Consider the following 18,557-nt stretch of genomic DNA (forward strand, 5'->3'; position numbering starts at 1 on the left):
CCCCCCCCCCCCCCCCCCCCCCCCCGGCCCCCCCCCCCCCCGGGGGGGGGGGGGTTAACCCCCGCGAAGCAGGCGCCGCCGATTACAAACCCTGCAAGGTCTGCATCAACACCCGCACCTTGGCTATCGACTCTTCATATTCAGCGTGCCACTCGGAATCGGCCACCACCGCGCCGCCACCCCAGCAGCTGACCTGCCCGTCCTTGACCAGCAGGCTGCGAATGGCAATCGAACTGTCCATTTCGCCGCGCACGTCCACGTACAGCAACGACCCGCAGTACAACGCCCGGCGCGCCGGCTCCAGCTCGTCGATGATCTGCATGGCACGAATCTTCGGCGCGCCGGTGATCGAGCCGCCAGGGAAGCTGTCGCCGATCAGGTCCAGGGCGTCCTTGTCGCTGGCCAGCTGGCCGGTGATGCTGCTGACCAGGTGGTGCACGTTGGGGTAGCTTTCCAGGCTGAACAATTCTGGCACCTTCACCGAACCGATCTCGCAGGTGCGCCCCAGGTCGTTGCGCAGCAGGTCGACGATCATCAGGTTTTCCGAGCGGTCCTTGGGGCTGTGCAGCAGCTCCTCGGCATTGCGCTGGTCTTCGGCCGGGTCGCTGGCGCGTGGGCGCGTGCCCTTGATCGGCCGGGTTTCCACCTGACCCTGGCTGACGCGGATGAAGCGCTCGGGCGAAAAGCTCAGCAAGGCGCTGCCATCGGCCAGTTGCTGGTAGCCGGAAAATGGCGTCGGGCAGGCCTGGCGCAGTGCCTGGTAGGCCCGCCACGGGTCGCCCTGGCAAGGCGCGCGAAAGCGTTGGGTGAGGTTGATCTGGTAGCAGTCGCCGGCCTGGATGTAGCGTTGCACCTGGTCGAAGGCGGCCTGGTACTGTTCGGGCTGCAGGTCGCCGGCCATTGGGGCGAGCAGTTGGAAGGCGCTGGTCTCTACGTTGTCGGCACCTTCGAACAAGCTGATCAGGCGTTCGCGATCTTCCCCTGCAAGGCTTGGGTGAAACACCAGTTGGCTGGTCCCGTACAGGTGGTCACTCACCAGCGCCCAGGCATACAGGCCCAGTTGCGCGTCTGGCAGGCCGAGGTCGTCCTTGGCCAGGCTTGGCAGGTGCTCCAGGCGGCGGCCGAAATCGTAGCTCAGGTAGCCGATCAGGCCGCCGGCGAAGGGCACCTCGCTACCTTCGGGCAATTGCGCGTGGCCCAGTTGCGCCAGGCCGGCGCGCAGGCGCTGGAGGAAGGCGCGGCCTGCTTCACCGGGCTGCGCTTGCAAGTGTTGCAGTGGCCAGGCGCTAAGCAGGTCGAAGCGGCCGCGCTCGGCACCCGGGCGGGCGCTGTCGAGCAGGATCGCGCCGGGGGCCTGGCGCAGGCGGGCGAAATAGGCGGCTGGGTCGGGTTGGTAAGGCAGGGGGTGAAGCGTACAGGTCGGCATCAGTGTGGACGGCGATGTAAAAGCGAGGAGGGCGATTGTAGACCTGTGTAGGAAAAGCGCCTAGCACTGGGCGCGACATTCAACAGTGTGTTTGACCCAAGGGGGCCGCTTTGCGGCCCATCGCGACACAAGGCCGCTCCTACAGGAGATCGCGCCAAAAGCATGGGTCGCGGTCTCCTGTAGGAGCGGCCTTGTGTCGCGATGGGCTGCAGAGCAGCCCCCGGCGATGTCAGCCCGGATGCACGTGCCCAAACAGCCCCTGTGCTACCCGAACCCGCTGCTCGGCATCCTCGGTAACCCCGTCCTTGGCCAGCGCCTCGATGTGCGCCTCGATGGCATGGGTACGCTGGGTCAGCCCGCAGTCATTGGCAATCTGGATGTTCAGCCCCGGGCGGGCGTTCAGCTCCAGGATCAGCGGGCCTTTCTCCTGGTCCAGTACCATGTCCACGCCGATATAGCCCAGCCCGCACAATTCATAGCAGCCGGCGGCCAGCTTCATGAAGCCGTCCCAGTTCGGCAGTTGCACACCGTCCACCGCGTTGGTGGTGTCCGGGTGCTTGCTGATGATGTTGTTCAGCCAGGTGCCGCGCAGGGTTACCCCGGTAGCCAGGTCGACACCCACGCCGATGGCACCCTGGTGCAGGTTGGCCTTGCCGCCGGACTGGCGGGTTGGCAGGCGCAGCATGGCCATTACCGGGTAGCCCATCAGTACGATGATGCGGATGTCCGGCACGCCTTCATAGCTGATGCTCTTGAAGATCTGGTCCGGGGTCACCCGGTACTCGATCAGTGCGCGGTCGCGGTGCCCGCCCAGCGAGTACAGGCCGGTGAGGATGCTGGAAATCTGGTGCTCGATCTCCTCGTGGCTGATGATCTTGCCCGACACCGTGCGGTAGCGGTCCTCGAAACGGTCGGCAATCACCAGGATGCCGTCACCGCCAGCGCCTTGCGCGGGCTTGATGACGAAGTCGTTGCGCCCGCCGATGATCTGGTCGAGCTTCTCGATCTCTTTTTCGGTCTCGATGATGCCGTACATTTCCGGCACATGAATGCCGGCCGCCAGCGCGCGTTCCTTGGTAATGATCTTGTCGTCGACGATCGGGTACAGGCTGCGCTTGTTGTACTTCAGCACATAGTCCGCGTTACGCCGGTTGATCCCCATGATGCCCCGGGCTTCCAGGGCTTTCCACGTCTTGATCAGGCCAAACATCAGGCGTCTGCCTTCTTCACGAATGCCTTGAAGCGCATCAGCTCAGTCAGGCGGTAACCGCGGTAGCGGCCCATCGCCAGCATGAAGCCCACCAGAATCAGCAGCACGGCCGGGAAGGTGAACACGAAGTACACCAGCTCAGGCACCATCATCAGCAGGTGCGCCAGCGAGGCAGCGAACAGGGTGCCGATGGCCACTTTCATGGCATGGCCACCGCCACGCTCTTCCCAGGTGATCGACAGGCGCTCGATGGTCATGGTCAGGATCACCATCGGGAACAGTGCCACCGACAGCCCGCGCTCAAGGCCCAGCTTGTGGCTGAACAGGCTGATGGCGGCAATCAGCACCACGACGAAGGTCAACACCACCGACAGGCGTGGCAGCATCTGCAGCTTCAGGTGCTCCAGGTATGAGCGTAGCGACAGGCCCAGGGCCGTGATCACCGTGAACAGCACGATACCGAAGCCCAACTGGGTTTCGCGGAAGGCGAGGGCGATCAGCACCGGGGTGAAGGTACCCAGGGTCTGGATGCCGATCAGGTTGCGCAATACCAGGATCACCAGCACGCCGATCGGGATCATGACCATGATCATGAAGGTTTGCTGGGTTTGCAGCGGCAGGCTGTACAGCGAGTACTCGAGGAAGTCGGCGTCGGTGTTCTCGTCGGTCAGCTTGGCCAGGCGGATGGCGTTCATCTCGCTGTTGTTCATGCTGAAGGTGACGTTGGCCTTCTTGCCGCCATCGACGGTGATCAGGTTGTCGTCACCGGTCCACCACAGCAGGCGGTCATTCGGCAGGCCTTGCTCGCCGGTGTCCGGGTTGAAGTACAGCCAGTCGTTGCCGTTGAAGCTGCGCAGCCACAGCTCCGGGGTTTGCGGGGTGTCGGCCACCAGGCGGATGGTGTGCACCTTCTCCATCGGCACGTGGGCAATCGACAGCAGCAGGTCGATGACCTGGGCCTTCTTCATCGGCGAAGTGTCGCCGGCCAGCAGCAGCTTGACGTTGTCATCGTTGAGGTTGTTGACCCGCTTGATGGTCTCGCTGACAAAGGTCTCGACGTCTGCCGAGTGCTGGCGTATCGGTGCCATCAGCGCTTCGGCGGCGATCTTCTCGGGGCCCTCGATGGCCAGGCTGTCACGGAAGGTCGGCCCTTTGACCGTGGTCTTCTCGTTGCTGTAGCGCTTGGTCAGCACCAGGCGGTAGTAAAGGGTCTGGTTGCCGTTGGCGCGGCGGGCCGACCAGGTCACCTTGCGGTTGCCATCGGCACGGTTGACGCTGACACCGTAGTTGTTGGAGATGAAGCTCTCGTTGAGGCTGACGTAGTCACGGTTCAGCGGCGGCACGAACATCTGGATCTTGACCGGATCCTTGGTGCTGGCGACGAACTCGACCTTGGCGTCGATGTTCCACAGGTCGTCGGTTTCATCTTCGGTCACCGGGATGCCGAGGAAGAATATCTGATAAGCCGTGACCGCCACGCCCAATAGCACCAGTACGGTGATCAGGACTTTCAGATGGAGGGTAAGAGAGCGCATCGGGATTACTCTGCTTTGGGAGCGTCGGTGGCACAGGCAGGTTTGCCGGCCGCGTATTTAAGGCTTGGGTCAACCAGCGCATCGAAGTGCTTGAGTGCCTCGGAACCGATCAGCAGCGGGAACTGGAAGGCGCTGCGGTCGGTGAGGTTGACTTCGATGGTGCGCAAGGCCTGGCCCATGCAGATTTCGAGTTCGATGACCGGGCGGGCGGTGTAGGCCTTGCCCGATTCGGCATCATAGTCGCCAGCCCGGCGCTTGATCTTGCTCACGCGCGCCAGGGGCCGCTCGATCGGGTGCGAATGGGCGGCATCGATCGCCAGGTAGAAACGCACCCAGCTTTCACCGTTGCGCTTGAAGCGCTTGATGTCGCGGGCGCTGAGCGATGCGGTCTTGGCGCCGGTATCGAGCTTGGCTGCCACTTCCAGGTCCAGGTCGCCCAGGCGTGCGTATTCGTTGAGACCGTACACGGTCTTGCCCGCCGCCTGGCCAAGGGCCGGCAGCAGGGTGAGGCATAGCAGCAATAAAACAGGTGTAAGTCTCATAATCCTGGCGCGGTGCAGTGCAAGGTTCTAGGCAAGGTTCAGGTCAAGGTGACTGGCAACTACTGCGCAAGCTTCCTCGTTCATCTGTCAACAAGCATGAATGTATGACAGACAGGCTATCCATACCCCATCGGAGGCGCGGCATTCTATCACGCCGACGTCTTGACGCCAGCGGTGCGCGATCTGACAGCGCTTGGCCAGCGTTAGTTCGTTCTTAGACAATTGTCGACAATATTGATTTTGTCTTTGACTTGAATGGTTGGATTCGCTAATTTCTGGCGAAGAGATTTTCAAGGTGTCGACAATATGCAAGACCTTTCCACCCTTAGCCCTGTGTTGACAGACGAAACGGAAACCTTGTCCGAAAACGTCTTCCGGCGCATCCAGGCGGCCATCGTCAAGGGTGAGATCGCCCCCGGCAGCAAGATCTCCGAGCCAGAGCTGGCGCGCACCTATGGTATCAGCCGCGGGCCGCTGCGCGAGGCCATCCACCGCCTGGAGGGCCAGCGCCTGCTGGTGCGCGTGCCGCATGTGGGGGCGCGCGTGGTGTCGCTCAACCACGCCGAACTGATCGAACTGTACGAAATTCGCGAATCGCTGGAAGGCATGGCCTGCCGCCTGGCCGCCGAGCGCATGAGCCAGGCTGACATCGACGAGTTGCGCCGGGTGCTCGACACCCACGAGCGCGATGCCGCATTCCAGGCAGGCCTGGGTTATTACCAGCAGGAAGGCGACTACGACTTCCATTACCGGATCATCCAGGGCAGCGGCAACCAGACCCTGGTCAAGATGCTCTGCGGCGAGCTGTACCAACTGGTGCGCATGTACCGCATCCAGTTCTCGGCCACGCCCAACCGGCCGCGCCAGGCCTTTGCCGAGCATCACCGCATTCTTGATGCCATCGCCGACCGTGACGGTGAACTGGCCGAACTCCTGATGCGCCGCCACATCGGCGCGTCCAAGCGCAATATCGAGCGTCATTATCTGGACGCCCACAACAATAGCCCACGAGGTGAGAAATGACTGTGAAGAGCACCCCAGGTCAGCGTTTCCGCGATGCAGTAGCCGCTGAACACCCGCTGCAGGTGGTTGGCGCCATCAATGCCAACCATGCCCTGCTGGCCAAGCGCGCCGGCTTCAAGGCCATCTACCTGTCCGGTGGCGGCGTGGCCGCAGGCTCCCTGGGCCTGCCGGACCTGGGCATCAGTGGCCTGGACGATGTGCTCACTGACGTGCGCCGCATCACCGACGTGTGCGACGTGCCATTGCTGGTGGATGTCGACACGGGCTTTGGCGCGTCGGCTTTCAACGTGGCCCGCACCGTGCGCTCGATGAGCAAGTTCGGCGCTGCCGCCATCCATATCGAGGACCAGGTCGGTGCCAAGCGTTGCGGCCACCGCCCGAACAAGGAAATCGTCACCCAGCAGGAAATGGTCGACCGCATCAAGGCCGCCGTCGATGCCCGTACCGACGACAGCTTCGTGATCATGGCGCGCACCGACGCCCTGGCCGTCGAGGGCCTGAACGCCGCCCTGGACCGTGCCGAGGCCTGCATCGAGGCCGGCGCCGACATGATCTTCCCGGAAGCCATTACTGAACTGCAGATGTACAAGACTTTCGCTGACCGGGTGAAGGCCCCGATCCTGGCCAACATCACCGAGTTTGGCGCCACGCCGCTGTACACCACCGAAGAGCTGGCCTCGGTCGACGTGTCGCTGGTGCTGTACCCGCTGTCGGCGTTCCGCGCCATGAACAAGGCGGCCGAGAACGTGTACGCCGCGCTGCGCCGCGACGGTACACAGAAGAACGTGATCGACACCATGCAGACCCGCATGGAGCTCTACGATGCCATTGGTTACCACGCCTTCGAGCAAAGCCTCGATGCGCTGTTTGCCCAGAAGAAGGGCTGAAGATTTTTGTTGGGGCGGCGGGCCTCTTCGCGGGTGAACCCGCTCCCACAGGTGCTGCGTGTCACCCGATGCCTGTGGGGGCTCTGTGGGAGCGGGTTCACCCGCGAAGAGGCCGGCACAGGCAAAACTGATTAGCCAGCAAGATTTCCATAACAAATTCAAGAAAGGAGAAACACCATGGCCGAAGCAAAAGTACTCAGTGGCGCAGGCCTGCGTGGCCAGGTGGCCGGCCAGACTGCACTGTCGACCGTGGGCCAGGCCGGTGCCGGGCTGACCTACCGCGGTTACGACGTGCGTGACCTGGCAGCCGGTGCCGAATTCGAAGAAGTCGCCTACCTGCTGCTGTACGGCGAGCTGCCAACCCAGGCCGAACTGGCCGACTACAAGCGCAAGCTCAAGGGCCTGCGCGATCTTCCGCAAGCCCTGAAAGAAGTGCTTGAGCGCATCCCGCGCGATGCCCACCCGATGGACGTGATGCGCACCGGTTGCTCGGTGCTGGGCACCCTGGAGCCGGAACTGACCTTCGACGCCCAGCGCGACAAGACCGACCGCCTGCTGGCACTGTTCCCTGCGATGATGTGCTACTGGTACCGCTTCACCCACCATGGCGTGCGCATCGATTGCACCAGTGACGAAGACACCCTCGGCGGCCATTTCCTGCACCTGCTGCACGGCAAGAAGCCGAGCGAGCTGCACGTCAAGGTCATGAACGTGTCGCTGATCCTCTACGCCGAGCACGAGTTCAACGCCTCGACCTTCACCGCCCGCGTGTGTGCCTCGACCTTGTCCGACCTGTATTCCTGCGTTACCGCGGCTATTGGTTCGCTGCGCGGCCCGCTGCACGGGGGTGCCAACGAAGCCGCGATGGAGCTGATCGAGCGTTTCCAGAGCCCGCAGGACGCCACTGCCGAGCTGCTGCGCATGCTCGAGCGCAAGGACAAGATCATGGGCTTTGGCCATGCCATCTACAAAGAGTCCGACCCGCGCAACGAGGTGATCAAGGGCTGGTCGAAGCAACTGGCCGACGAAGTGGGTGACAAGGTGCTGTACCCGGTTTCCGAAGCCATCGACAAGACCATGTGGGAGCAGAAGCGCCTGTTCCCCAACGCCGACTTCTACCATGCCTCGGCGTACCACTTCATGGGCATCCCGACCAAGCTGTTCACCCCGATCTTCGTTTGCTCGCGCCTGACCGGCTGGGCGGCGCACGTGTTCGAACAGCGCGCCAACAACCGCATCATCCGCCCGAGCGCCGAGTATGTCGGCGTCGAGCAGCGCCAGTTCGTGCCGATCGAACAGCGCTGAATTAGATAGAGAGAGGCAACCCGTCTCCTTTGTGGGAGCGGGCTTGCCCGCGAATGCGTCCGACCGGGCAACCCATTTGCACCTGCTGACGCATTCGCGGGCAAGCCCGCTCCCACAGGGATGGTGGAGACTTCCGAATCCTGTGACCGAGCCTGAATGATGAACACTGCATACCGCAAATCCCTGCCAGGCACCGACCTGGACTACTTCGATGCCCGCGCGGCGGTCGAGGCGATCAAGCCCGGCGCCTACGACGGCCTGCCTTACACCTCCCGCGTGCTCGCCGAAAACCTGGTGCGCCGCTGCGACCCGGCTACCCTCGAGGCCTCGCTGAGCCAGCTGATCGAGCGCAAGCGCGACCTCGACTTCCCGTGGTTCCCGGCGCGCGTGGTGTGCCACGATATCCTTGGCCAGACCGCGCTGGTCGACCTCGCCGGCCTGCGTGATGCCATCGCCGACAAAGGCGGCGACCCGGCCCAGGTCAACCCGGTGGTGCCGGTACAGCTGATCGTCGACCATTCGCTGGCTGTCGAATGTGGCGGCTTCGACCCGCAAGCCTTCGACAAGAACCGCGCCATCGAAGACCGCCGCAACGAAGACCGCTTCCACTTCATCAACTGGACCAAGAAGGCGTTCAAGAACGTCGATGTGATCCAGCCGGGCAACGGCATCATGCACCAGATCAACCTGGAGAAGATGTCGCCGGTAATCCACAACGACCGCGGTGTTGCCTACCCGGATACCTGCGTGGGCACCGACAGCCACACCCCGCACGTAGACGCCCTGGGCGTGATTGCCATTGGTGTTGGCGGCCTGGAAGCAGAAAACGTGATGCTCGGCCGTGCCTCGTGGATGCGCCTGCCGGAAATCGTCGGCGTCGAACTGACCGGCAAGCTGGCACCGAACATCACCGCCACCGACCTGGTGCTGGCCCTGACCGAATTCCTGCGCAAGCAGAAAGTCGTTGGCGCTTATCTGGAGTTCCATGGCGAGGGTGCCCGCGCCCTGACCCTGGGCGACCGCGCGACCATTTCCAACATGGCGCCGGAATACGGCGCCACGGCGGCGATGTTCGCCATCGACCAGCAGACCATCGACTACCTGCGCCTGACCGGCCGCGAAGAGCAGCAGGTCAAGCTGGTGGAAACCTATGCCAAGGCCGCTGGCCTGTGGGCGGACAGCCTGGCTGGCGCTGTCTACGAGCGCACCCTGAGCTTCGACCTGTCGAGCGTGGTGCGTAACATGGCCGGCCCGTCCAACCCGCATGCCCGCGTGGCCACCAGCGACCTGGCAGCCAAGGGCATTGCCGGCAGCTGGGAAGAAGTGCCGGGGCAAATGCCTGACGGCGCGGTGATCATCGCCGCCATCACCAGCTGCACCAACACCAGCAACCCGCGCAACGTGATTGCCGCAGGCCTGATTGCCCGCAATGCCAACAAACTGGGCCTGACCCGTAAACCATGGGTCAAGTCGTCGCTGGCACCGGGCTCCAAGGCCGTGCAGCTGTACCTGGAAGAGGCTGGCCTGGAGAAGGAGCTGGAGCAGCTCGGCTTTGGTATCGTCGCCTTTGCCTGCACCACCTGCAACGGCATGTCCGGCGCACTCGACCCGGTGATCCAGCAAGAGATCATCGACCGCGACCTGTACGCCACCGCCGTGCTGTCGGGCAACCGCAACTTCGACGGGCGTATCCACCCTTACGCCAAGCAGGCATTCCTCGCTTCGCCGCCGCTGGTGGTGGCCTACGCCATCGCCGGTACCATCCGCTTCGACATCGAGAAGGATGTGCTGGGCGTGGTCGATGGCAAGGAAATCCGCCTCAAGGACATCTGGCCCAGCGACGAAGAGATCGACGCCGTGGTACGTGCCGCGGTCAAGCCGGAGCAGTTCCGCAAGGTGTATATCCCGATGTTCGCCATCGAGGAAGACCGCGGGCCAAAGGTCGCGCCGCTGTATGAATGGCGCCCGATGAGCACCTATATCCGTCGCCCGCCTTACTGGGAAGGTGCCCTGGCCGGTGAGCGCACCCTGCGTGGCATGCGCCCGCTGGCGGTGCTGCCGGACAACATCACCACCGACCACCTGTCGCCCTCCAACGCCATCATGCTCGACAGCGCTGCCGGCGAATACCTGGCGAAAATGGGCCTGCCGGAAGAAGACTTCAACTCGTACGCCACCCACCGTGGCGATCACCTGACCGCCCAGCGCGCCACCTTTGCCAACCCCAAGCTGTTCAACGAAATGGTGCGCAAGGACGACGGCAGCGTGAAGCAGGGCTCGCTGGCGCGGATCGAGCCGGAAGGCAAGGTCACCCGCATGTGGGAGGCCATCGAGACCTACATGCAGCGCAAGCAGCCGCTGATCATCGTGGCCGGTGCCGACTACGGCCAGGGCTCGTCGCGTGACTGGGCGGCCAAGGGCGTGCGCCTGGCGGGTGTCGAGGCCATCGTCGCCGAAGGCTTCGAGCGCATTCACCGCACCAACCTGGTGGGCATGGGCGTGTTGCCGCTGGAGTTCAAACCGGGCACCGACCGCAAGACCCTCGGCCTGGACGGCAGCGAGACCTATGATGTGCTGGGGGCGCGTACCCCGCGGGCTACCCTGACCCTGGTGGTGACCCGCGCCAACGGCGAGCGCCTGGAAGTGCCCGTGACCTGCCGCCTGGACACCGCTGAGGAAGTGTCGATCTACGAAGCGGGCGGGGTGTTGCAGCGCTTTGCCCAGGACTTCCTCGAAGCGACCGCCTAACCAATGTAGGAGCGGGTTTACCCGCGAATGCGCCTGACCAGACAACAGCGTTGTATCTGCTGACGCATTCGCGGGTAAACCCGCTCCTACAAGGGGCAGCGCAGGTTTTGAATATTGTGCGATCCGTGTAGGAGCGGGCTTGTCCCGCGAATGGGCCGCAAAGCGGCCCCAGATTTTTTGCATACTCAAAGGACAGCACAGCAATGGCACACGCACCTCAAGTCAAAATCCCCGCCACCTACATCCGTGGCGGCACCAGCAAAGGCGTGTTCTTCCGCCTGCAAGACCTGCCCGAACAGGCGCAAGTTCCAGGCCCCGCTCGCGATGCACTGCTGCTGCGGGTCATCGGCAGCCCCGACCCCTACGGCAAACAGATCGACGGCATGGGCGGCGCCACCTCCAGCACCAGCAAGACCGTGATCCTGTCGCAAAGCATCAAGCCCGAACACGATGTCGACTACCTGTTCGGCCAGGTCAGCATCGACAAGGCCTTCGTCGACTGGAGCGGCAACTGCGGCAACCTGTCGGCTGCCGTGGGTTCGTTCGCCATCAGCAGCGGCCTGGTCGACCCGGCGCGTGTACCGCGCAATGGCGTTGCCACCGTGCGCATCTGGCAGGCCAATATCGGCAAGAGCATCATTGCCCATGTGCCAATCACTGAGGGTGAAGTGCAGGAGACCGGCGACTTCGAGCTGGACGGGGTAACCTTCCCGGCTGCCGAAGTGCAACTGGAGTTTCTTGACCCGGCCGCTGACGAAGACGGCGACGGCGGTGCAATGTTCCCCACTGGCAAGCTGGTCGATGACCTGGAAGTGCCGGGTATCGGCACCTTCAAGGCGACCTTGATCAATGCCGGCATCCCGACCATTTTTGTCAACGCTGCCGATATTGGTTACACCGGTACGGAACTGCAGGACGCCATCAATGGCGACCCGCAGGCGCTGCTGCGCTTCGAGACCATTCGTGCCTACGGCGCTGTACGCATGGGCCTGATCGACAACGTCGACCAGGCTGCCGGGCGTCAGCACACGCCGAAAGTGGCCTTCGTTGCGCCGCCGAGCACCTACACTGCGTCCAGTGGCAAGGCGGTGCAGGCGGGTGATATCGACCTGCTGGTGCGCGCTTTGTCGATGGGCAAGCTGCACCATGCCATGATGGGCACGGCGGCGGTGGCGATCGGCACCGCGGCGGCTATTCCGGGCACGCTGGTCAACCTCGCCGCGGGTGGGGGCGAGCGCAGCGCCGTGCGTTTCGGCCACCCCTCGGGCACCCTGCGGGTGGGGGCCGAGGCGCGCCAGGTGAATGGCCAGTGGACGGTGACCAAGGCAATCATGAGCCGCAGTGCTCGCGTGCTGATGGAAGGCTGGGTTCGCGTGCCTGGCGATAGCTTCTGACGCACCATTGGCGCTCGGCTTCAAGCGGGGCCGCTGCGCGGCCCATCGCGACACAAGGCCGCTCCTACAAGGGTACGCGATACTTGTAGGAGCGGACTTGTGTCGCGATAGGGCTGCACAGCAGCCCCGGCACTTTTGAAGGGAGCTGGATATGAGCGCCAACGTGGACCTCAACAACCGCCCGGACTACGACCGGGTGCTGCAAACCCTCGCTGACTACGCCCTCGGCTATCAGGTCGAATCCGCCGAGGCCCTGGACACCGCGCGCAACTGCCTGATGGACACGCTGGGCTGCGGCCTGCTGGCCCTGCGCTTCCCGGAATGCACCAAACTGCTTGGCCCCCTGGTGGAAGGCACCGTGGTGCCCAATGGCGCACGCGTCCCCGGCACCGCCTACCGCCTGGACCCGGTCAAGGCCGCCTGGGATATCGGCTGTGCGGTGCGCTGGCTGGACTACAACGACACCTGGCTGGCCGCCGAATGGGCGCACCCTTCGGACAACCTCGGCGGCATCCTGGCCGTTGCCGATCACCTGTCGCAGAAGCGCGTAGCGGCTGGCGAACAACCGCTGTTGATGCGCGATATACTGGCTGCCATGGTCATGGCTCATGAGGTCCAGGGCGTGCTGGCGCTGGAAAACTCATTCAACCGCGTTGGCCTCGACCACGTGATTCTGGTCAAGGTGGCCTCCACTGCAGTGTGCGCCAGGCTGATGGGGGCCAACCGCGAGCAGATGCTGTCTGCGTTGTCCCATGCCTTCGTCGATGGCCAGGCATTGCGCACCTATCGCCACGCCCCCAACGCCGGTTCGCGCAAGTCCTGGGCTGCTGGTGATGCGTCCAGCCGTGGCGTACGCCTGGCCGATATCGCCCTGCGCGGTGAGATGGGCGTGCCTGGCGTACTCACTGCGCCACAGTGGGGCTTCTACGATGTGTCGTTCAGCCATACCAACAAAGACCTGGCGCTCAAGCCGGCCGGGCAGTATGAACTGCACTTGCCGCAGCCCTTGGCCAGCTATGTGATGGAAAACGTGCTGTTCAAGGTCAGTTTCCCTGCCGAGTTCCACGCCCAGACCGCCTGTGAGGCGGCAGTGGCCCTGCACCCGAAGGTGCGTAACCGCCTGCACGAAATCGACCGCATCGTCATCACGACCCAGGAGTCGGCGATCCGTATCATTTCCAAGAGCGGGCCGCTGGCCAATGCCGCCGACCGCGACCACTGCCTGCAGTACATGGTGGCGGTGCCGCTGATTTTCGGCCATTTGCAGGCCGAACATTATGAAGATGCCTTCCATGCCAGCCACCCGAGCATCGATCGCCTGCGCGAGAAGATGGAAGTGGTGGAAGACCCGCGCTTCAGCCGAGAGTACCTGGAGCCGGACAAGCGCTCGATCGCCAATGCCATACAGGTGTTCTTCAAGGACGGCAGCAGTACCGAGCAAGTGGTGGTGGAGTACCCGATCGGGCATCGGCGGCGGCGGGAGGAGGGGATTCCGTTGCTGGAGGCCAAGTTCAGGGCCAACCTGGCGACGCGCTTTGCGCGGCAGCGGTGTCAGCAGATTTTCGAGCTGTGCAAGGACCAGCAACAGCTGGAGCAGATGGCGGTGCACAGGTTTGTCGAATTGTTCGTGATTTGAGGTTGCCTGTGCGGGCCTCTTCGCGGCTAAAGCCGCTCCTACATGGTCCCCGCCGCTCTCAAGGTTTGTGCAGGACCTTGTAGGAGCGGCTTTAGCCGCGAAGAGGCCGGCACAGGAGACACAAAAAAGCCCCGGCATCGCTGCCGGGGCTTTCTTTTACACCTTACAACTCAGCTTACGCCTGAACCACCGGGATCTTGGCGTTGGCTGCCGCTTCGCGGAACTCGGCGATCTGGTCGAAGCTCAGGTAGCGGTAAACGTCGGCAGCCATGCTGTCGATGTCTTTCGCGTACTGCATGTACTCTTCGACAGTCGGCAGCTTGCCGATGATCGAAGCGACAGCAGCCAGCTCGGCCGATGCCAGGTACACGTTGGTCGCGTCGCCCAGGCGGTTCGGGAAGTTACGGGTCGAAGTGGAAACCACGGTCGAACCGGTCTGCACACGTGCCTGGTTACCCATGCACAGCGAGCAGCCTGGCATTTCCATGCGCGCACCGGCCTTGCCGTAGATGCCGTAGTAGCCTTCTTCGGTCAGCTGGTGGGCGTCCATCTTGGTTGGCGGGGCCAGCCACAGACGGGTCGGGATACCACCCTTGACCTTGTCCAGCAGCTTGCCGGCAGCGCGGAAGTGGCCGATGTTGGTCATGCACGAACCGATGAACACTTCGTCGATCTTCTCGCCCTGTACCGAGGACAGCAGGCGGGCATCGTCCGGGTCGTTCGGCGCGCAGAGCACAGGCTCCTTGACGTCGGCCAGGTCGATTTCGATGATTTCGGCGTATTCGGCATCGGCGTCGGCCGACAGCAGCTCAGGCTTGGCCAGCCAGGCTTCCATGGCTTGCGCGCGGCGCTCCAGGGTGCGTGGGTCGCCGTAGCCTTCGCCGATCATCCAGCGCAGCAGGGTGATGTTGGACTGCAGGTACTCGGCGATGGCCTTCTCTGGCAGCTTGATGGTGCAACCGGCAGCGGAACGCTCGGCCGAGGCGTCGGACAGCTCGAAGGCTTGCTCGACGGTCAGTTCGTCCAGGCCTTCGATTTCCAGGATGCGGCCGGAGAAGGCGTTTTTCTTGCCTTTCTTCTCGACGGTCAGCAGGCCCTTCTGGATGGCGTAGTAAGGGATGGCATGTACCAGGTCACGCAGGGTGATGCCTGGCTGCAGTTTGCCCTTGAAGCGCACCAGGATCGACTCTGGCATGTCCAGCGGCATGACGCCGGTGGCAGCGGCGAAGGCTACCAGGCCAGAACCGGCCGGGAACGAGATGCCGATCGGGAAGCGGGTGTGCGAGTCGCCACCGGTACCCACGGTGTCAGGCATCAGCATGCGGTTCAGCCAGCTGTGGATGATGCCGTCGCCCGGGCGCAGCGACACGCCGCCACGGGTGCGGATGAAGTCTGGCAGGGTGTGGTGGGTGGTGACGTCGATCGGCTTCGGATAAGCCGCGGTGTGGCAGAACGACTGCATGACCAGGTCAGCGGAGAAGCCCAGGCACGCCAGGTCTTTCAGCTCGTCGCGGGTCATCGGGCCAGTGGTGTCCTGGGAACCGACGGTGGTCATCTTCGGCTCGCAGTAGGCACCTGGGCGTACGCCCTGGCCTTCTGGCAGGCCGCAAGCGCGACCGACCATTTTCTGCGCCAGGGTGAAGCCCTTGCCGGTGTCGGCAGGCTGCTCTGGTTTCTTGAACAGGTCGGAAGCGCCCAGGCCCAGCTCGGCACGGGCCTTTTCAGTCAGGCCGCGGCCGACGATCAGCGGGATACGGCCGCCAGCGCGGACTTCGTCCAGCAGTACTTCGGTTTTCAGCGCGAACTCGGTAACCAGCTCGTCGCTGCCGTGACGGCGTACTTCACCTTTGAACGGGTACACGTCGATGACGTCGCCCATGACCAGGTTGGTGCAGTCGAATTCGATCGGCAGGGCGCCGGCGTCTTCCATGGTGTTGTAGAAGATCGGGGCGATCTTGGTGCCGAAGCAGAAACCACCGGCGCGCTTGTTCGGCACGTACGGGATGTCGTCGCCGAAGAACCACAGCACCGAGTTGGTGGCCGATTTACGCGACGAACCGGTACCGACCACGTCACCCACGTAGGCAACCGGGAAGCCCTTGGCCTTGACCGCTTCGATCTGGGCCAGCGGGCCGACCGAACCTGGCTGGGACGGCTCGATGCCATCACGGGCCATTTTCAGCATGGCCAGGGCGTGCAGCGGGATGTCTGGGCGCGACCAGGCGTCCGGGGCAGGCGACAGGTCGTCGGTGTTGGTTTCGCCAGGCACCTTGAACACGGTCAGGGTGTACTTGTCGGCGATGGCCGGGCGCGAGGTGAACCACTCGCCGGCGGCCCACGATTCCAGCACGGCCTTGGCGTGAGCGTTGCCGGCCTTGGCTTTTTCGGCCACGTCGTGGAAGGCATCGAACATCAGCAGGGTGTGCTTGAGCTGTTCGGCCGCGACGGCGCCCAGTTCGGCGTCATCCAGCAGCGTAACCAGCGTTTCGATGTTGTAGCCGCCCTGCATGGTGCCCAGCAGCTCGGCAGCGTGCTTGCGGTCGATCAGTGGCGATTTGGCTTCGCCCTTGGCGACGGCAGAGAGGAAAGCAGCCTTGACGTAGGCAGCTTCGTCGACCCCTGGTGGTACGCGGTTGGTGATCAGGTCTACGAGGAAGGCTTCTTCGCCGGCCGGCGGGTTTTTCAGCAGCTCGACCAGGCCTGCAGTTTGTTCGGCGTTCAGCGGCTGGGGCACGATACCCAGGGCGGCACGCTCTTCGATGTGTTTGCGGTAGGCTTCAAGCACAGTTATTTCCCTCATCAGTGGTCCCTAAAGGGGGTCCGGGACGCTTATCCAGCATTCGATGCACCCATGCGCTGCCACGGCTTTGTGGGCCGCCCAGCCAGAGTCGCAAAGAATCCTTACAGAAGCTGCTTTCAAAGTTTTACGCCTGCAGAACGGGGAGCTGATGAGGGCTGGCGCGGGCATGCGAGGGGTGCATGGCCCGGGCCAACGCCGTTCTACCGGATTAACTGTGCTCGTGACGCTTTGAAAACAGCTTCCAACGGACATTGTTGCCTTTGAAAAGGCGGGATGATTCTACGGCAAAAAAAGCCCGAAGGTAAGGCGCAGAAGATGACTTTAACGGGTGACCCTGGTTAGACAAAGGGCTAACATGGGCCGGTGTTCCACCGCCAAGCCGTTGTTTTTCATGTCCAACAAGTCCATCAAGACCCCTTGCGTCGGCCTGTGCTCCACGGTGTATGGAGACACGGTGTGCCGTGGTTGTAAGCGTTTTCATCACGAAGTGATCAACTGGAACGGTTACGACGACGACCAGAAGCGCGCGGTATGGCTGCGCCTGGAGCAATTGCTGGTGCAGGTGATGATGGCCAAGCTTGAAGTGTTCGACAAAGGCCTGCTGCGCCAGCAACTGGAGCAGCGCTCCATCCGCTTTGTCGAGCAGCAGTCGGAGTATTGCTGGGCGTACCAGCTGATTGCCCGCGGGGCGCGGATGATCCGCGACCTGGAGGCTTACGGCATGGTGCTGCTGCCGGAATTTCGCGACTGGGAACTGCCGCAGTTGCGTGATGCCATCGACCGCGAGTTCTTCCTGCTGTCCGAGGCGCATTACCAGCGCTATATCGCACCGGCATTTCTCAAGGGTGCACTGCCTTAGCGCCTCGTTCCATCTGAAATGCCCCGCTGCGGCATGACACGCTCGCCTTTCATTCATGCGAGGGTTCGTTCATGCCGGTCTATTATCGTTTTGTGCCTAAGGCTTCTTTCATTGCCAAGGTCTGGTGGCAGATGAATGACACCTATGTCGAGCCCGGAAATTGGGACCAGAACGCGCCGGGGATTGTCCCGGTGTGGATGGACTTCGACGGCAAGGAGGGCATGGAAGCTTACATGCGTAGCGAACCGCTCGATCGGTCACAGAATGGCGAGGGTGTCGTTGCCGACTGCTTCTGGTTCGGGGTTTATGAGGGTCGGCTCCTGGGTAGTGGCTATTACTACCAGGTCAGGCCCGCATTGTGGCGCCTGAACAGGCCCCCAAAAATCATGAAGTATGTGATGGAGGCCGACCTGGCAGGGTACATGGCCATGTACATCAGCCTGTTCGACTCACCTGAAAGCACAATCATCGCGGCCAATGATCTCTGGCGCCTCGAGGGCTTGGTGCCGACCCGGCTGACAGCGGGATCGCTGCACCACAATCTGACGCTTGCGACCTTCGATGATTTTGCCGTCAAACGCTACATGCAGTTCGGCCAACCTTACCTGAACAGCAAGGCCAGCGGGCAGCATGGGCGGGTTACGCTCGAGATCATCGAGTACCCGTTCCAGTGATGCTCGCCCGCCACGTGGGTGCGTCAGTCGCCGGTATATTCGCAGCCACTGGTGCATGTTTCATGGATGCGCACCTTCGACAGTTCCGGCATCAGTGGTTTGACCTGTTCCCAGATCCACTTTGCGATCACTTCGCTGGTGGGGTTTTCCAGGCCCGGGATGTCGTTCAGGTAGTTGTGGTCCAGTTGCTCGTAGATCGGCTTGAAGATGGCCTTGACCTCGGCAAAGTCGCGGATCCAGCCGGTGTGCGGGTCGAGCGGGCCGGTCAGGTGCAGGCCGACTTTGAACGAATGGCCGTGCAGGCGGCCGCACTTGTGCCCTTCAGGAACGTGGGGCAGGCGGTGGGCCGATTCGAATGTGAATTCCTTGAAGATTTCCACGCGGGGTTTGCTCTGTATGAATCAATAGTGCGTGCAGTTTAACAGTTCGCCTCAACATCTTCAGCGTCTATCAGATCGAGCGCCGCCCGCGCGGCGCTTCGCGGGTAAACCCGCTCCTACGTTTGTTTCGGGCCAGTT

14 protein-coding genes are annotated in these 18,557 nt (G+C 62.9%); 8 read left to right on the forward strand and 6 right to left on the reverse strand.

From position 1 onward, the window contains the following. Positions 1-82 precede the first annotated feature (82 nt). The 4 genes from pabB to rloA form a co-directional block, all read right to left on the reverse strand. Positions 83-1,426: an aminodeoxychorismate synthase component I gene (gene pabB, locus IAE39_RS25230; RefSeq protein ID WP_201207221.1), complete on the reverse strand. Its 1,344-nt coding sequence runs from the start codon at positions 1,424-1,426 to the stop codon at positions 83-85. Positions 1,427-1,655: 229 nt separating this feature from the next. Next, a complete protein-coding gene (locus IAE39_RS25235; protein ID WP_201207222.1) occupies positions 1,656-2,636 on the reverse strand; it encodes an alpha-L-glutamate ligase-like protein in 981 nt (326 codons plus the stop codon). Further along, entirely contained in the window at positions 2,636-4,171 is a 1,536-nt protein-coding gene (rloB, locus tag IAE39_RS25240) for an osmotic stress tolerance membrane protein RloB (RefSeq protein WP_201207223.1), read from the reverse strand. Before rloB ends, IAE39_RS25235 begins: the two co-directional genes overlap by 1 nt. A 5-nt stretch (positions 4,172-4,176) precedes the next feature. Beyond that, positions 4,177-4,713, reverse strand: coding sequence for a retropepsin-like aspartic peptidase RloA (rloA, locus tag IAE39_RS25245; RefSeq protein WP_201207224.1), 537 nt, complete (start codon positions 4,711-4,713; stop codon positions 4,177-4,179). Positions 4,714-5,019: 306 nt separating this feature from the next. On the opposite strand from rloA, the gene IAE39_RS25250 reads away from it, so the two are divergent. The 6 genes from IAE39_RS25250 to prpD all read left to right on the forward strand — a co-directional run bounded on the left by IAE39_RS25250 (position 5,020) and on the right by prpD (position 13,706). Then, a complete protein-coding gene (locus IAE39_RS25250) occupies positions 5,020-5,736 on the forward strand; it encodes a GntR family transcriptional regulator (RefSeq protein ID WP_201207225.1) in 717 nt (238 codons plus the stop codon). Next, positions 5,733-6,623: a methylisocitrate lyase gene (gene prpB / locus IAE39_RS25255; protein ID WP_201207226.1), complete on the forward strand. Its 891-nt coding sequence runs from the start codon at positions 5,733-5,735 to the stop codon at positions 6,621-6,623. The genes IAE39_RS25250 and prpB overlap by 4 nt, the downstream gene beginning before the upstream one ends. 177 nt (positions 6,624-6,800) lie before the next feature. Continuing rightward, a complete protein-coding gene (gene prpC, locus IAE39_RS25260; RefSeq protein ID WP_201207227.1) occupies positions 6,801-7,928 on the forward strand; it encodes a bifunctional 2-methylcitrate synthase/citrate synthase in 1,128 nt (375 codons plus the stop codon). Positions 7,929-8,087: 159 nt separating this feature from the next. Continuing rightward, positions 8,088-10,676, forward strand: a complete 2,589-nt coding sequence (gene acnD / locus IAE39_RS25265; protein ID WP_201207228.1) for a Fe/S-dependent 2-methylisocitrate dehydratase AcnD — start codon at positions 8,088-8,090, stop codon at positions 10,674-10,676. Positions 10,677-10,879: 203 nt separating this feature from the next. Continuing rightward, the gene (prpF, locus tag IAE39_RS25270) at positions 10,880-12,070 is read left to right on the forward strand and encodes a 2-methylaconitate cis-trans isomerase PrpF (RefSeq protein ID WP_201207229.1); all 1,191 of its coding nucleotides are present in this window, start codon (positions 10,880-10,882) and stop codon (positions 12,068-12,070) included. Positions 12,071-12,221: 151 nt separating this feature from the next. Continuing rightward, a complete protein-coding gene (gene prpD / locus IAE39_RS25275; RefSeq protein WP_201207230.1) occupies positions 12,222-13,706 on the forward strand; it encodes a 2-methylcitrate dehydratase in 1,485 nt (494 codons plus the stop codon). Between the two features lie 175 nt (positions 13,707-13,881). On the opposite strand, the gene acnB is transcribed toward prpD, so the two are convergent. Beyond that, positions 13,882-16,491 (reverse strand): bifunctional aconitate hydratase 2/2-methylisocitrate dehydratase, encoded by a 2,610-nt coding sequence (acnB, locus tag IAE39_RS25280; RefSeq protein ID WP_201207233.1) that lies wholly within the window; start codon positions 16,489-16,491, stop codon positions 13,882-13,884. Between the two features lie 406 nt (positions 16,492-16,897). On the opposite strand from acnB, the gene IAE39_RS25285 reads away from it, so the two are divergent. Next, complete coding sequence (locus IAE39_RS25285; protein WP_201207231.1) at positions 16,898-17,365, forward strand: DUF1289 domain-containing protein; 468 nt, start codon at positions 16,898-16,900, stop codon at positions 17,363-17,365. Between the two features lie 71 nt (positions 17,366-17,436). Then, complete coding sequence (locus IAE39_RS25290) at positions 17,437-18,039, forward strand: hypothetical protein (protein WP_201207232.1); 603 nt, start codon at positions 17,437-17,439, stop codon at positions 18,037-18,039. A 23-nt stretch (positions 18,040-18,062) separates the two neighbouring features. Here IAE39_RS25290 and queD read toward each other — a convergent pair whose 3' ends face one another. Beyond that, positions 18,063-18,419, reverse strand: a complete 357-nt coding sequence (queD, locus tag IAE39_RS25295) for a 6-carboxytetrahydropterin synthase QueD (protein ID WP_043202104.1) — start codon at positions 18,417-18,419, stop codon at positions 18,063-18,065. Positions 18,420-18,557: the final 138 nt, after the last annotated feature.

The organism is Pseudomonas sp. S37 (genome assembly GCF_016658545.1).
GTDB lineage: Bacteria > Pseudomonadota > Gammaproteobacteria > Pseudomonadales > Pseudomonadaceae > Aquipseudomonas.

What these genes read in the sequence shown, in the direction of transcription:
- prpC (WP_201207227.1), top strand. Translation starts at nt 6,801, where the DNA reads ATGGCCGAAGCAAAAGTACTCAGTGGCGCAGGCCTGCGTGGCCAGGTG.
- rloB (WP_201207223.1), bottom strand. Translation starts at nt 4,171, where the DNA reads ATGCGCTCTCTTACCCTCCATCTGAAAGTCCTGATCACCGTACTGGTG.
- prpD (WP_201207230.1), top strand. Translation starts at nt 12,222, where the DNA reads ATGAGCGCCAACGTGGACCTCAACAACCGCCCGGACTACGACCGGGTG.
- acnD (WP_201207228.1), top strand. Translation starts at nt 8,088, where the DNA reads ATGAACACTGCATACCGCAAATCCCTGCCAGGCACCGACCTGGACTAC.
- IAE39_RS25235 (WP_201207222.1), bottom strand. Translation starts at nt 2,636, where the DNA reads ATGTTTGGCCTGATCAAGACGTGGAAAGCCCTGGAAGCCCGGGGCATC.
- IAE39_RS25250 (WP_201207225.1), top strand. Translation starts at nt 5,020, where the DNA reads ATGCAAGACCTTTCCACCCTTAGCCCTGTGTTGACAGACGAAACGGAA.
- IAE39_RS25290 (WP_201207232.1), top strand. Translation starts at nt 17,437, where the DNA reads ATGCCGGTCTATTATCGTTTTGTGCCTAAGGCTTCTTTCATTGCCAAG.
- prpF (WP_201207229.1), top strand. Translation starts at nt 10,880, where the DNA reads ATGGCACACGCACCTCAAGTCAAAATCCCCGCCACCTACATCCGTGGC.
- IAE39_RS25285 (WP_201207231.1), top strand. Translation starts at nt 16,898, where the DNA reads ATGTCCAACAAGTCCATCAAGACCCCTTGCGTCGGCCTGTGCTCCACG.
- prpB (WP_201207226.1), top strand. Translation starts at nt 5,733, where the DNA reads ATGACTGTGAAGAGCACCCCAGGTCAGCGTTTCCGCGATGCAGTAGCC.
- pabB (WP_201207221.1), bottom strand. Translation starts at nt 1,426, where the DNA reads ATGCCGACCTGTACGCTTCACCCCCTGCCTTACCAACCCGACCCAGCC.
- rloA (WP_201207224.1), bottom strand. Translation starts at nt 4,713, where the DNA reads ATGAGACTTACACCTGTTTTATTGCTGCTATGCCTCACCCTGCTGCCG.